This window comes from Microbulbifer maximicatervae (SeqCode) (assembly GCF_052466985.1).
The window spans coordinates 3,474,474-3,488,254 of sequence record NZ_CP174298.1 but is presented as its reverse complement, the minus strand read 5'-3'; the positions used below and the strand labels follow the sequence as shown (position 1 = coordinate 3,488,254).

The following is a 13,781-nucleotide window of genomic DNA, read 5'->3' as shown; positions in this document are numbered from 1 at the left end:
TATTTAGGAAAGGATATTCAACGTGATCAATATCGATTTGAAGCGATTGGTTGATACCATGACTCCGCATATGCGTGACTCACTAGAGGGCGCTGCTGGGCTTTGTCTGTCACAGAACCAGTACAATGTTGAATTAGAGCATTGGTTACTGAAACTTTTGGATCAGTCTGATACTGACCTTTACCATCTGTTGGAAAAACACGACTGTAATCCAGCAAATTTTGCCAAGCAGCTGGCTACAGCGATTGCTGGATTTCGGGCCGGCAGCAGCCGTCCACCAGCCCTGTCCCCAACTATCGTAGAAGCAGCGAAGAATGCTTGGATGCTGGCTTCTATTGATTATGGACATAGAGCAATCAGTTCCGGACACTTTTTGGCTGCGCTTTTACTGGAAGAAACTTCTCGTCGCCAGATTTTAGAATCCTGCCCAGAACTGAAAGAGATAGCTCCAGAATCGATTCGCGAAACTGCTCGTGCAATGTTTGGACAAAGTGGAGAGTCTAGCCATATTAGCGCTACGGCGGATATGGATGATGGCGCAGCTGCAGTTGCTGCAGCTGCTTCTAAAGCTCCAGCTTTGGACAAATATACAATCAACCTAACTGAAAGAGCGAAGAAGGGAGAGATTGACCCTGTACTTGGTCGTGATGAGGAAATACGCCAATGTATCGATATCTTAACTCGCCGGCGTCAAAATAATCCGATCCTGACTGGTGAAGCAGGTGTTGGTAAAACTGCCGTCGTTGAAGGCTTTGCTCTTCGAATAGCTAGTGGTGATGTACCTGAGCCATTGCGCGGTGTAGCCGTACGCACGCTTGACTTGGGACTTCTTCAGGCTGGCGCCAGTGTAAAAGGTGAGTTTGAAAACCGCTTAAAGTCTGTAATTTCAGAAGTGCGAGCATCTGCAACGCCAATTATTCTATTTATTGATGAAGCGCACACCATGATTGGCGCGGGCGGTAAAGAGGGGCAGGGGGATGCGGCTAATCTCCTGAAACCTGCACTGGCTCGTGGTGAATTGCGTACTTTAGCTGCCACAACCTGGGCGGAATATAAGAAGTATTTTGAACGCGATCCTGCTTTGACCCGTAGATTCCAGGTAGTAAAAGTGGAAGAGCCTGATGAGAGCAACGCGATTGATATGATGCGTGGTATCGCAACCTCGCTGGAGGAGCACCATAAAGTACGCATTCTGGATGAAGCTATCATAGCTTCGGTAAAGTTATCTCATCGTTATATTCCCGGGCGCCAATTGCCAGATAAGTCGGTTAGCTTACTGGATACGGCCTGCGCGCGCGTCGCTCTTAGCCAGTCTGCTACTCCTGGGGCGATTGAAGATGCTCGTATCAATATTGATCGCACTAATACTACTCTGGCTAAACTTGAGCGTGAAAACGCAGCAATGGGTGAGCATGAGGAGCAACTGGCAGAGCTAAAAGAGTTTAAAGCTTCCGAAGAAAAGCGTTTGGAAGTTCTCGAACAGCAATTACTTAAAGAGAATGAGCTAATCGGACAGATTCAGCAACTCCGCGATCAGATCGATGTAGAGTTTATGAAGGCCCAAGGTGGTGAAGGTGAAGATACACCCGACGAGGCCTTATTAGCCGACTATCAGCAACAGCTCAAAACATTAACTGCGGACTTGGAAGTTATCCAAGGGGATACCCCGTTAATGCAGCCAGCTGTTGATGAGCAGGCTATTGCCGCAGTAGTTGCCAACTGGACTGGAATTCCTGTCGGTAAGATGGTTAGCGATGAAATCATTGCTGTGAAGACGTTGGCAGAGCGCCTGAATAAGCGTGTTATTGGCCAACCTCATGCTATTGAGGCTGTAGCTCAGGCAATTCGCACTTCTCGAGCAGGCTTGACAGACCCACGTAAACCGGTGGGTGTGTTTATGTTCTGTGGTACTAGCGGTGTAGGTAAAACAGAGACCGCGCTTGCCTTGGCTGACGAGCTATTTGGTGGTGAGCAAAATATCACGACCATCAATATGGCTGAATTCAAGGAAGAGCATAAAGTATCTATGCTTTTGGGCTCTCCTCCCGGCTATGTCGGCTACGGAGAGGGCGGTGTTCTTACCGAAGCTGCACGCCGTAAGCCTTATTCAGTAATCTTATTGGATGAGATGGAAAAAGCCCACCCAGGTGTACAGGATGTTTTCTATAACCTGTTTGACAAGGGGACCATTAAAGACGGTGAAGGAAGGGATATCGACTTCAAGAATACCGTAATAATTATGACCTCCAATGCAGGCGAGGATGCAATTAGAGCTATCTTCAATCAGGTAGAAGAAAAGCCCGAGCCAGATGTATTGATGGACAATATCCGCCCACATCTGCTACAAAAATTCAAGCCTGCTTTCCTCGGTCGAGCAAATGTGATTGCTTATTACCCTCTCGATGATGAGAATCTGGTAGAGATTTGCAGAATCAATATGCGTAAGATTGAAAAGCGCGTTCACGAGCATTACGGAGCTTCCTTTAGCTATGACGAGGATGTTTTGATTAACATTGTTGCTCGTTGTCACGAAGCTGATACAGGTGCTCGTAATATTGAAGTTATTCTGAACAAAACATTATTGCCGGAGTTGGCTAGTGAATGTTTGGATAAAATGGCGCGCGGTGAAGAAGTGAAAGCAATTAAAGTATCCGCAACGGAAGAAGGGGACTTTAGTTACACAGTAGAATAGAGAATTGTATATAAGCCCGGCTGTGATATTAATAAAAAAATCATTGCTGGGCTTGGTACCACTAATAACCATATAGATACAACTGGTCTTAAGAAATAATTACTGGTTTGGTCTTCCTGCCCTCATTACTAAGTCAGAAACAGCGCGGTGCATACGTAGAAATACCATACGAATAAAGGAAACCGTGATATCAGTACCTTCAACAATAGTAAGTCCGATCAGTTGTGCCAGCCTACGGATAAGTCGCAAAATCCAAAAAGAGATATCCTTACTAATCTGGTAAGCTTTGTGTAGAAATATTGCAAGTCTATCTAGAAGTGTAAAGGTTGTCCCACCGGTCACGATTAAAGAAATTCCTGCAAGATGAGTGATCTTCTTGAGCACCCAAAGCAATGCCTCCCCAGCTATCCAGGCCGTATTCATAGTTAGTGAGAGAATACCATCAGATCTCAACCATGCTTCAACACTTTTTTCTAGGCTACCTTTAGGTTTTCTGAGTTTTACATCATCCCAATCCAGACCTGTTCCGTTGGGAGAAACAGACTTTATATAAGTCTTACTGCTATGGTTTGTTCCTGGGTTGAGGCTCGGGGTTGGCAGTTCAAAGTCTCCAGTCCCACCATTTGGAACGTGGATAAATGGCCAGGTAGGCACCATAGGAACAGGATCAGCACGATGATAAACGCGATAAATATTCTCAGCCTTCAGTTTCCTTTTGCAGCCACTGGCGAAGTGATCAAGTCCCACTCGAGGGCTGCCAAATGTATACAGCTTTACAGATTTACCTGTATGTGATGAAAGCCAGTCTGCAGCAAGAGTTGCTAATGCACCACCAAGGCTGTGTCCAACGCAATGGATCGTATGAATGTCTTTTGGAAGATTTCGAGCAAAGTTTTCCAGTTTAGGTAAAAAAGATTCAAAAGTATAAAAAAAACCTTGATGGACAGCCCCCCCAGTATGAAATCTTTTCACACCAGCATTTAGGTCTGTTAATACATCATATAGGCTGTCAGTACCTAGTATGCTTACAAAAGCTTGTCCTTTATATTGTTTTTTTCCCGAAAGTACTATGCCTCTTGTGTCTGTACTTTTTATTAGGACAAGAGCGCCGGCTTCCCCATTGAATTTGCTTGACAATTCTTCATCAATTTCAAAATCATCTTTATAGGCATCAAAGAAAAGTTCCCGGGTATTAGGTTCTTTAACAAGATATGTGTCAGCAGCAAGTTTAGCGCTGTATTTTGGGCTGAGCATAGTGTTGCCATCCTTGTTTCTTAGTTTAGGTAAATTTGCAGGAGGTTTTTAAATATGAATCAAAAACCTCTTCTAGTTGTAATTCGTCTGAAAGTTCACAAGTTAAGTTAAAGGGCTTTCCATCAAGTTCTGAGTTTTCTTCCGGGTGTCTTTTTGCGTATACCCAGATTTTGTAGGAATGATCATTATGCTCAACTGTAATTTTCTGGGCAGACACAAACTCAACAGGCAATACTTGTGTTAAAGAGTTAGCAAATTTGGATGGAAGAATTGCTACTCCATCCTCATCGGATGTAAATGTATCTATCCATTCTTTTTGCCATTGTATGGAGCGTGTGATCTTAGCCCCTGATACAGGCTCGCCATTTAGGGTTAACTTGATTTTCATTTCTGAAAATGTACAAGCTTTAAAGGGGTTGAATGAAGCCATAGCGTTAGTCCCTCCAGGTGATATGGCAATTAATAAAAAAGATATTAAAAATAATTTAAATTTATATTTCTTTTGCATGGTAAAAACCCTCTGGCCATTTTGGCTAAAGTGATTATTTTCTGGTTGGTTGTGATCTTTACTTATATTTCGGCCCTAAGTTAAGTTCATTGATAAAGGCTCGGCGAAAATATATTGTTAATGAAAATTTATTGTGTGAAATATTTTAATTAGTGATCCGTAGGTTATATAAACATATTATTTATATTTGATTGGTAATTCTGTGCTATTTTTAGCTGAATAAAGTTGTTTAATATTTCCGGTTCTTAGGTTGGTTTTCCTAGGTCCGTGCAAGACATGCATTAATATGCGAGTAACGATTTTTGGGTTTAAAGTAATTGTGTTAGATAGCTAGCTTCTCCATTGCGGTCGGCTAAATATCCTAATAAAAGAGGAGGTCACTTTTAGTACACAGAAGTATTGTCTTGTGTACTAGGGCCTATATTTTAAGCCGTTATCTTTATTCAGCGGATATGGTGTGGCAGAGAGATGCCCACTCGATGAGAGTGGACTTGTGTGAGTACTCTTAAGCATAGATATGGGATGATCTTAATTGGATAACACCAGTTTCCAATTTTATCTATGCCGACACACCGAACTTAGTTAGCGCGCGGGATGGACCTATTTTATCCACCTATCAATACTGTAGGGCAACCAATAACTATTTTTCCACCATGCCCTGTGGTGTCTCCCATTCTTGCTGCAGGTTTCTTTTGCAGCATTACTGTAGTGCTTCCCATAGCGACCGTATCGGGCGGCCCAACACAAGTACAAGTGCTACCAACGGTTGCTGAAGGCATTCCACCGATGATAACGGTGGGTGCTCCTGGGCTTACAACTGGGCCACCCACATGGGGTACTGTGCCGGTGACCATTGGGCATACATGCATATCACCAATACGGGAAGCTGGTTTACCCATAGTTTATCCCTCAACCCTACCGTTTCCGCCTCGTGCTAGATCGAGCCCTTGCTCCATATAGCGCATGAACCTTTTATTGGGATCGACTGGGTCAGATAGCACGGCAGCAAGGGTAACACTGCCGGCGACTGCATGAGCATAAAGGTGCTCAGGCGGCTCTACTACCGGCTCACCTTCGGCTGCTAAGCTCCCATGACACCAGCTCGCTGCCGTAGCTGCCCAGCTCGCCGGAGTTTTATGTTTTGTTTTTTCGCCGAATAGTTTGCAGCGTAAGCGGGCTTCCTCACAGGGTTTTTTTGCCCAAGTTTCAGCTGCATTCAGTGCATTTACATTGTCATCGTCAGTTTGAGGGCCTTGGATATCTCGGGCCGCGAGGCAAGCCCACCACACGGCTTCCCGCTTTGGTAGGCCATGAGCAAGCAACTTGATCGCGTCTGGAAATAGGCCCGCTTCCACAAGGCGGTTTATGCTGACTTCTGGTGCTGTATCCGGTACCAGATGATCTTCTGCCTCGTCACTAACTTCAAAATTCTTAAGTAGTTCATCTGCGGTGAGAGCTTCTACTTTAATGAGGTCTGTCATTGGTATATCCCCATCAGTTAATCATGGTTACGCCGCCTTTCAGGGTCAGCATTCCGCCACCTTTAACTTCTGCAGTAGCGTCGCCCTTACAGGAAAGCATTGTTCCTTTGATGGTGATACCAGCTGGAGTCAGTTTAATACTGCTACCGCCGACTTTTAATTCAATAGATGCTTTTGAGGAAATCTTAATTGCACCCATTGCATCAGTAGTTTGAGAACCTTTACTGACCTTGAGTGTGTGATTTCCTGACCCGATAGTTACAACTTGATTGCCTTTACTGACATTGAGTTTCTGATCACCTTTTGAGATGGTGACAACTTCACTGCCATCGGTAACCGTAATAGTCCGGTCTTGCTTAACCTCAAGGGTTTGTTTGTTCTCTATCTTACCTGTTTGGTCATTATGGACGATAAAGTTATGGTCTTTGCCGGCTTCCATATAAAGCTCTTCGCTTCCGCCTTTGTCATCAAACCGAAGTTCGTTAAAGGCGCTACCTTCATACTCAGTTTTCCAGCCACTTTGGGTCGCAGTATAATTGGGGCCCGGATTATCACCGTTATATACGGCTCCGGTTATAAGCGGTCTGTCTGGATCACCATTAATATAAGTAACAATAACTTCTTGATTGACTCTGGGGACAAAGTTGGCGCCCCAGTTTTTTCCGGCAAATGACTGCATCACCCGTACCCAACAGCTGTTCTGCTGTGAATTCCATGGGAACTTGACTTTGATTTGGGTGTAGGGGTCTTGTGAACTGTCAGAAGTGGTGGCCTTAACTTCAAGAACGCGTGCGACTTGCGGAGAGTGTACTTTCTTCGCAAAAATATTTGGCTCAGGTCTTGGAGTTACTGATGACGGAATACAACTGAAAGTATTGTGGAAATGTGTTTCCGCACTATTGCCGTCTGTAGCAGAGATATGGACGGAAGTAATCAGGTACTTCCCTTTCTCTGACGATATTGTGTGGTCAAAATTAAAACGGCCGCCCGCTGTGAATGAGGGGCAGTCACTGCGCCCATGGCTCACATCAAATAAAGCTTCTTGCGCTTCCATTGAACGCTCGGCGAGAGCCTTATGGTAGCTATCTGTGAATTTATGCTTATTTTCACCGTCAGCCTGGAAATGGTTTAGCCCATAAAGGCCGCGCATGTAATTACTGACATCATTCAGTTGGCTGGTAGTTTTAACTTGCTGTTTATTATCTTTTGTTGCGGTGAACTCACAATAATCTTTCAGTTCAAATCCGCCACCATGATAATTGAAATTTCGCTGCCAGCTACTTACAGTATTTTTTGTCGGATGACTGCCGCTCCCATCGTACTCTATCTGTTCGCTTTCACAGTCATAGAAATCCTGGCTATCATCACAAAGTACAAGTTCGTGTTGCCCATTTGAGTGCTTGAAGTAATAGGAGATACCCTCTTCAGCCATAAGGCGATTGATGAATTCAAAATCGCTTTCATCAAACTGCACGCAATATTCACGAGTTATGTATTCAGCATTTAATTTAACGCTTAGCTTTATAACTTTGCTGTACTCGCCCAAAACTTCTTCAAGAATCTGTTTAGCAGATTTCTTTTCAAAAATTCTGTTGGAGCCCCCAAGGCTGGTAAACCAAAGGCCAGGTTGAATTGTGGCGCTATAACTTCGCACTCCCTCAGCGTTAACATCGCGCAGAGACAGTTGAGTAACGTAACCATTGATATAGCGAGGAGTTTCTGAGTGGTGCACAGAAACTGTAACAGCCTTGCCGACGATATCTTTCTGGCTTATTGCATGGTCATCGGATAGGAGCTGAAGTTCATAGCGGAAGAGTTTGGATATATGCTCTTCGCCTTGCAGGCTGGTAGCGATTACCGCATCCGTGCCGAGCGGGCTGTCGACTTTAATCAGTCTTCTATCTTGATTTAATGTAGTCATGGGCAGCCCCTACTATCCCTACGGTGCCTTGGAGAATAGTACTAGTTATTATACATTCAGTTATTTAGCTGAAAACTCAATAAGCGCTCAGCTAAATAACTGCTAAATAATGGTCTGCAGAATTTCCTGCAGACCATTGTATATGCAGATCAGATTCTGCTGGCTTACAGCGGCTTGGCTGTTTCCAGGTCGTATCCAACACGCATATTCTTGGGGTTCTTGTTGGTCTTGTCTGCGTGGTTGAGGTCCGCTTCGATTTTAGCGTAGCTCAGGGATACAGACTCAGCCGGAGCGCCACCAGCGGAAGCACCGATGCTATAGGAGGAAATCAGGGTGTTTTCCAGTTTGTAAACAGCGTACTTCTCTACAGAGTTAGCACCGGTTTGTACTACGTGGATCTCAACGGTAACACCTTCGTCACCAGTTACAGAGGATTTGAACAGACCGCCGGAAGCAGCGTCGATGCGCTTGGTGAAGCTTACTTCGCTCAGGCTCGGACGAGAAGCTTCGCGGTTTGACATAGCGCCAGCTTCCATGGTAATGCCGCGGCCAACACCGAAGTTGAAGCTGTCAATTTCGATCCAGTCCTCGTAGCCAGAAGCAGTAACATTGCCTTTGATGGCTTTGTTGTTGAAGTTCATGTAAATAGCCATGGGATGTCCCTCATTATTTGGCGTGTGATGTTGGTGGTTAATCCCTTACCACCGCGATTCGCAGTAGTTCAGGTGGTCGTCGCGGTGGCAACTGTGATGATTTAAACAAAGAGAAAGCTAAAAACAAACTAATTTTCGAGTTATTTAATCGACTCTGGCACTAATTTCGAGAGGCGATTTTATGCCGTTACGATTTATGCCTGTTTGCTCAAATTGACTCTGACACTAATTTAATATTGCTAAAAACTAACAAATCTCTAACGGGGATAAATAAGTGGTTTGAGTCATGGATATTGATTGACAGTCAAATATCTATTTGAAAGCATTTACCGGTATTTTTTTGATAAGCTTGCTTTGTAATAATATGTAATTCAGCCTTATATCGGAGCGATACTCAGTGTTTTCGGGGGCTGGATCAAAATAATAGTTTGATGGCGTGTTAAGGCAAATTTATTTGAATATTGATTCATTGTTGCCACATAGGCTGTTCGATATACTTCGCACCCTACTATATTGCCTTGCCCATTAGATCAATAACAAAGTTTTTGCGGATTTGGATGTGTCGTAATGGTTTCCCATGGAGGCGGAATTGAACGATAAGACGCGTATTGTTCGGCCGAGTGACACTCCGCCGGGCTCAGGCCAATCAACCAGCGGGCTGACAGAAGATGGTGATATCACCGTTGTTGTGCAGCAGGATAAGACTGGAGCAAATGATCACCCCCCGGTTAAAGGTGCCCAACCGGTAATCCCTTCGGCTGCTGCCAGCTTTAGCTCAGATGCTACTGTCTTTGCGCCTTCCCCTAATCCTAATCGGATGGGAAGTGGGGCTGGGACCAATGAAGTTTTGGGTGGAGTTTCTGCCGATTCGGCAGTAATACCTGAACCCTTTGAAGCTTCTGGCTCAAATGCAGTGACCAAAACTGTAATCAAAGGTCGATTTGAGCTTGACAAACTCCTGGGTGTTGGGGGGATGGGGGCAGTTTACAAAGCCCTTGACCGCCGTAAATTAGAAGCCAGTGACAGCGAGCCCTATGTCGCTATCAAGCTGCTTAATGATGATTTCCAAAAGCACCCCGATGCTTTTATTTCTCTCCAGCGGGAAGCGCGCAAGTCACAAACGCTTGCTCACCCTAATATCGTAACGGTTTACGATTTTGACCGCGATGGAGATCGCGTATTTATGACAATGGAGTTCCTTGAGGGTGCTCCATTGGACAAGTTGTTGCGCGATCATGCCGATGTTGGGTTGGAGCCTGAGCGTGCCCGCTCGGTATTTTGGGATATCTCCCAAGCCCTGATATATGCCCACTCCCATAAAATTGTTCACTCGGACTTTAAGCCAGGCAATATTTTTGTCACCAATAAGAAAGGTGCAAAAGTATTTGACTTCGGTATTGCCCGAGCTGTTTCTGAAGGGGGAATCGCAAATAAAGCTGGCGAAACGACAGTATTTGACGCTGGCACTCTCGGAGCCCTGACTCCGGCATATGCGAGCCTTGAGATGCTCAAGGGAGCTGAACCGGCACCGAGTGATGATGTATTTGCGTTGGGTTGTGTTGCCTACGAACTATTCTGCGGGCGCCACCCTTATGACAAGACACCTGCCGATAAGGCCATGGAGCAGGGCCTGCGGCCCAAGCGGATCAAAGGGCTTAATCGCAGGCAGTGGCGCGCACTTGAGTCAGCACTCGAACTAAAGCGCGAAAACCGCACCAGTACCGTAGAGAAGTTTGTACAGGCGTTCTTTGTTAGCCATGCCTGGAAGTGGGTACTAGGCAGTGCGTTTGTCATGGTGTTGGGCGGTGCTGTAGTGGGTTATGGCCATCTGCAGCAGCAAAATGCTGTAGAGCAAGAGCGAGTCAGAATCGAGCTCGAACGCAAGCACGAACAGGAGCTATTGGCCAGGCGTATTGCTGATAAGAAAGAGGCCATCACTCGCTTGATTGGCCTGAGTATTTTGACCCCAGCCTGGGAGCGAGACCTTCAGCTGGAGTTAGAGGAGTACTCTGAGCTGAACCCTGCGGATAAAGAGTTCCTGGGTTCTTCTCGTCGCCAGGTATCAGAGCTTTTCCTGGCTGCTGCAACCGGTCAGTTAAACCTGGGTAACCTCGATCAGGCCGATGTCATGCTGGCGGGGGTGGCCAACTGGTATGGTGAGTCTAAAGAAGCTGAGGCTATCAAAACTCAACTGGCGAATGATAGAGAGAATCTGCGCGCTCGCCTTGAAGCGGAGCGGATTGCTGAAGAGCGTGAAGCCGAGCGTATCCGACTGGCGGAAGAGCGGGCAGAGCGTCGCCGCCTGGCTGCGCAAAAGCAACAACAGATTGATGCTGTGCTCGATGATATGGAAGTTGCGCTTACATGTGGCTTTACTATGAGTGTTCCTTCTGTTGGTGCACAGTTGGCTCGCTTGGCAAAGCTTGATAGTTCAAAGGCGCGGAAGATTCGCCCGGTGATTGGAGCGGAGCTATTAAACTGTGCTTCTAGTTTAGGCACTAAAGATCCGCTACAGACGGAAGACTTGGTGGATCAATTTAGGGCACTGCTTCCTACGTATCAGCCACTGAAGGAGTTTAAGTTAGACTTTTGCGGACACTTGGTACCGGGAAGTGGCCGAAGAGGGGATCGTTACAGTTGCCAAGACCGTTTGGCCGATGGTAGTAAGGGGCCGACAATGGTGGTGATTAAGGGGCTGAGTGGCAGACCTTTGGCGGTTGGAAAGTACGAGGTGAGCGCTGCGGAGCTAGCTCAGTTTTGCATGATCGCTGGTCAGTGTGAAGAAGAGGCCCCAATTGCTTCTGGCTTCCCTGCAAATAAACTCTCCCTGGAAACTGCGGAAGCTTTCCTTAGTTGGCTCAGTGATGAGACCGGTTATCGGTATCGCTTGCCCACTGAGCAGGAGTGGTTTGCGGCCGCCAGCGTTAGGGGGGAAGATGAAGTCGCTGACCGAAATTGCCACCTAAAGTATGGAGGTATTGAAAAAGGGGCTGAATTAGTTCCTGCTAATGCCGGCTCATCCAATGGCTTTGGCCTACTTAATGCCGTTGGCAATGTCCAGGAATGGGGGCGTGGTACAGATGGTGAATTACTGGCTCTTGGCGGTAGCCGTATTGACCCAATGAGCCGCTGCCTGGCAACCACTAAAAAGCTTCACAGTGGACAGCCAGATGAATTCACAGGTTTTCGTGTTGTTAGGGATGTTAATTGAGTGAAATAACTGTTGGCAGGTATTTAAGTGAAGTAACTGCTGATTAGCATGAAGATTAAGATATTAATTTACTTGGGGGAAATATGCTTGGCCTAGAAAAGAGTAAGCTGGCATTTTTAATAGGTGCTGGTTTGCTTGTATCGCAATTGCCGGCTTTTGCCCAGGACGAGGGGTCCAGCTTCCGTAGTCGCGTCAGAGATGCCTTTGACCAGACGACACCTACTATTAATGAAGTAGATATCACTAAAGATTTTTTACAGCGTACGTATGAAGCTGATGACCCCAACTTAAATACCGAGATTCCAGAGGTATCGCAGCGTAACCAAGGTCCAAGAATTACTGTTAAGGAGTTTAAATTTCACCGTTTAGAGGAATACCCAGAGTTCGGTATTTCTCGTGAAGCTGTTGAGGAAATGGCCGAAGAGCTTAGAGTGAAATTTATGAAAGAGGATAAAATCCTCGCAAGCGGTTATACAGTTGAGAATCTGGAAGAACTGGCGCTACTACTTGATCATATGAAGGCCCAGTTTAACCCTGGGGGACTAGGGCCAGCTGAGCTTAAAAAGCTCGTAAGCGTGATAGAAAAACAAAATAAAGAACGCGGCTTGAGTTATGGTGATCTTGAAGAAATTGCAGCCGAGCTAACCAGCTTTTATCGTCGCCAGGGGCTGTTTTTGGCCCAGGTTCAAATCCCCGCTCAGGATGTAGAGAATGGAGTGGTTACTCTGACTGTCCAAGAGGGCTTGTTGGGGCAGATTGTCGCAGAAGATAATGAGGCTTATAAGGAAGAAAAATTAGCTGAACCTTTTGAGGCACAACGGGGCGAACTGGTTAATCATGAGAGTATTGAAGAGGGCTTGTATCTCTTAAATGATTTGCCTGGATTAAATGTTACTGGATACTTTAGTGCAGGCGATAACCCAGGTGAAACCAAACTTAACTTGAAAGTACGTGAATCGGATTCCTGGCGGGCTTCATTAAGGGCCGATAATCACGGTTCCCTGTATACCGGTAGTGAAAGGGTTTATACGACTGTAGACTGGTTAAATCCTTTGGGTATTGGTGATGCATTAACTTTAGGGTATTTAAAATCAAATCCAGGCTCTAACAGTTATTATGGCTCTGATCTTGGTCAGTTTACATATAGTTTTCCGCTGTTTGGTCCTCGTACCAGGTTGCAGATATCTGCTGATCACAATAAATTTGAGCTTGCTAATGAAGAAGATGATGGCGATGTAATTAACCTGCTGAACATCTCTGGTGTTAATAAGAGCTATGGGATTTCTTTAGATCATAAATTTAGACGCTCCCGCGGATTTAATTTGACCGGCTCCTTGGGTTTGACTGAAAAAGAGTCAGACCTTGAATCTGATCTTGCGCTCGATTTTACCAATGATCATATCTACGCCGGAGAGATTGGCCTTTATATGGATAGTCTCTCTAACGGCTTCCTTTCAATGCTTAATATATTGAATGCTACTGTGCAATATGGTGAGCACCAAAATACTGTGGAAGCAGGGCGTGGAGAGAATTTTACTAAGTTAGCGATAAATACTAGTTCCCTAGTGTTTATACCTATGCCTTTTATGGAAGATCATTCAAGGTTGATTTTAAAAAGCAGGGCCCAATACAGTGAGAGTAACTTGCCGGGCTTTGAGCAGTTATCGCTAGGAGGCGCAAACTCTGTCCGAGCCTTCTCCGCAAGAGATTTTTCTGCAGATATGGGAGCAGTTTTATCTGCGGAATGGTATGTGAATTTTCCCGAGATGATTAATCCAATTCTCTTTAATCAACGTTTGAATGATATTCTCCAGGTTGCATTTATTGCGGACGTTGGATATGGCTATGTCAATAATTATGAGAATAACCTAGAAGACGATTGGGCCAAATTTTCGGGAGCTGGAATGCTATTCAAAATGAATTGGAGTGATAGTTTTTCAAGCAAAGTGTCAGTTGCTTGGCCTATCAAGTCGAGCTCCTCTTTAACGAATATTGCAATTGGCGAAGACGAGCCTACTGTCTACGCTGATTTTTCAGTTTTTTATAATTAAACAAAGATTA

General features: G+C 45.3%; 9 protein-coding genes. 3 read left to right on the top strand and 6 right to left on the bottom strand.

Annotated elements, in window-relative coordinates:
- Window positions 1–22 precede the first annotated feature (22 nt).
- Window positions 23–2,692 carry a type VI secretion system ATPase TssH gene (gene tssH / locus ACJJI3_RS15380; protein WP_444940200.1) on the top strand — a complete coding sequence of 890 codons (2,670 nt, stop codon included), beginning with the start codon at window positions 23–25 and terminating at the stop codon, window positions 2,690–2,692.
- A gap of 99 nt (window positions 2,693–2,791) precedes the next feature.
- Here the strand turns inward: tssH and ACJJI3_RS15375 are convergent, their stop codons facing one another.
- The 6 genes from ACJJI3_RS15375 to ACJJI3_RS15350 form a co-directional block, all read right to left on the bottom strand.
- Window positions 2,792–3,946, bottom strand: coding sequence for a lipase family protein (locus ACJJI3_RS15375; RefSeq protein WP_413664122.1), 1,155 nt, complete (start codon window positions 3,944–3,946; stop codon window positions 2,792–2,794).
- Window positions 3,947–3,971: 25 nt separating this feature from the next.
- Window positions 3,972–4,454 (bottom strand): DUF6795 domain-containing protein, encoded by a 483-nt coding sequence (locus ACJJI3_RS15370; protein WP_444940199.1) that lies wholly within the window; start codon window positions 4,452–4,454, stop codon window positions 3,972–3,974.
- Between the two features lie 605 nt (window positions 4,455–5,059).
- The gene (locus ACJJI3_RS15365) at window positions 5,060–5,353 is read right to left on the bottom strand and encodes a PAAR domain-containing contractile injection system baseplate protein (RefSeq protein WP_413664124.1); all 294 of its coding nucleotides are present in this window, start codon (window positions 5,351–5,353) and stop codon (window positions 5,060–5,062) included.
- A gap of 3 nt (window positions 5,354–5,356) precedes the next feature.
- Window positions 5,357–5,935 (bottom strand): DUF6931 family protein, encoded by a 579-nt coding sequence (locus ACJJI3_RS15360; RefSeq protein ID WP_444940198.1) that lies wholly within the window; start codon window positions 5,933–5,935, stop codon window positions 5,357–5,359.
- Between the two features lie 13 nt (window positions 5,936–5,948).
- A complete protein-coding gene (locus tag ACJJI3_RS15355; protein ID WP_444940197.1) occupies window positions 5,949–7,856 on the bottom strand; it encodes a type VI secretion system Vgr family protein in 1,908 nt (635 codons plus the stop codon).
- 164 nt (window positions 7,857–8,020) lie between these two features.
- On the bottom strand, window positions 8,021–8,509 hold the full coding sequence (locus tag ACJJI3_RS15350) for an Hcp family type VI secretion system effector (protein WP_444940196.1): 489 nt from the start codon (window positions 8,507–8,509) through the stop codon (window positions 8,021–8,023).
- A gap of 589 nt (window positions 8,510–9,098) precedes the next feature.
- Between ACJJI3_RS15350 and ACJJI3_RS15345 the strand changes: the two genes are divergently transcribed.
- Both ACJJI3_RS15345 and ACJJI3_RS15340 read left to right on the top strand, forming a co-directional pair.
- Window positions 9,099–11,720 carry a bifunctional serine/threonine-protein kinase/formylglycine-generating enzyme family protein gene (locus tag ACJJI3_RS15345; protein WP_444940195.1) on the top strand — a complete coding sequence of 874 codons (2,622 nt, stop codon included), beginning with the start codon at window positions 9,099–9,101 and terminating at the stop codon, window positions 11,718–11,720.
- 83 nt (window positions 11,721–11,803) lie between these two features.
- A complete protein-coding gene (locus ACJJI3_RS15340) occupies window positions 11,804–13,771 on the top strand; it encodes a ShlB/FhaC/HecB family hemolysin secretion/activation protein (RefSeq protein WP_444940194.1) in 1,968 nt (655 codons plus the stop codon).
- Window positions 13,772–13,781 lie beyond the last annotated feature (10 nt).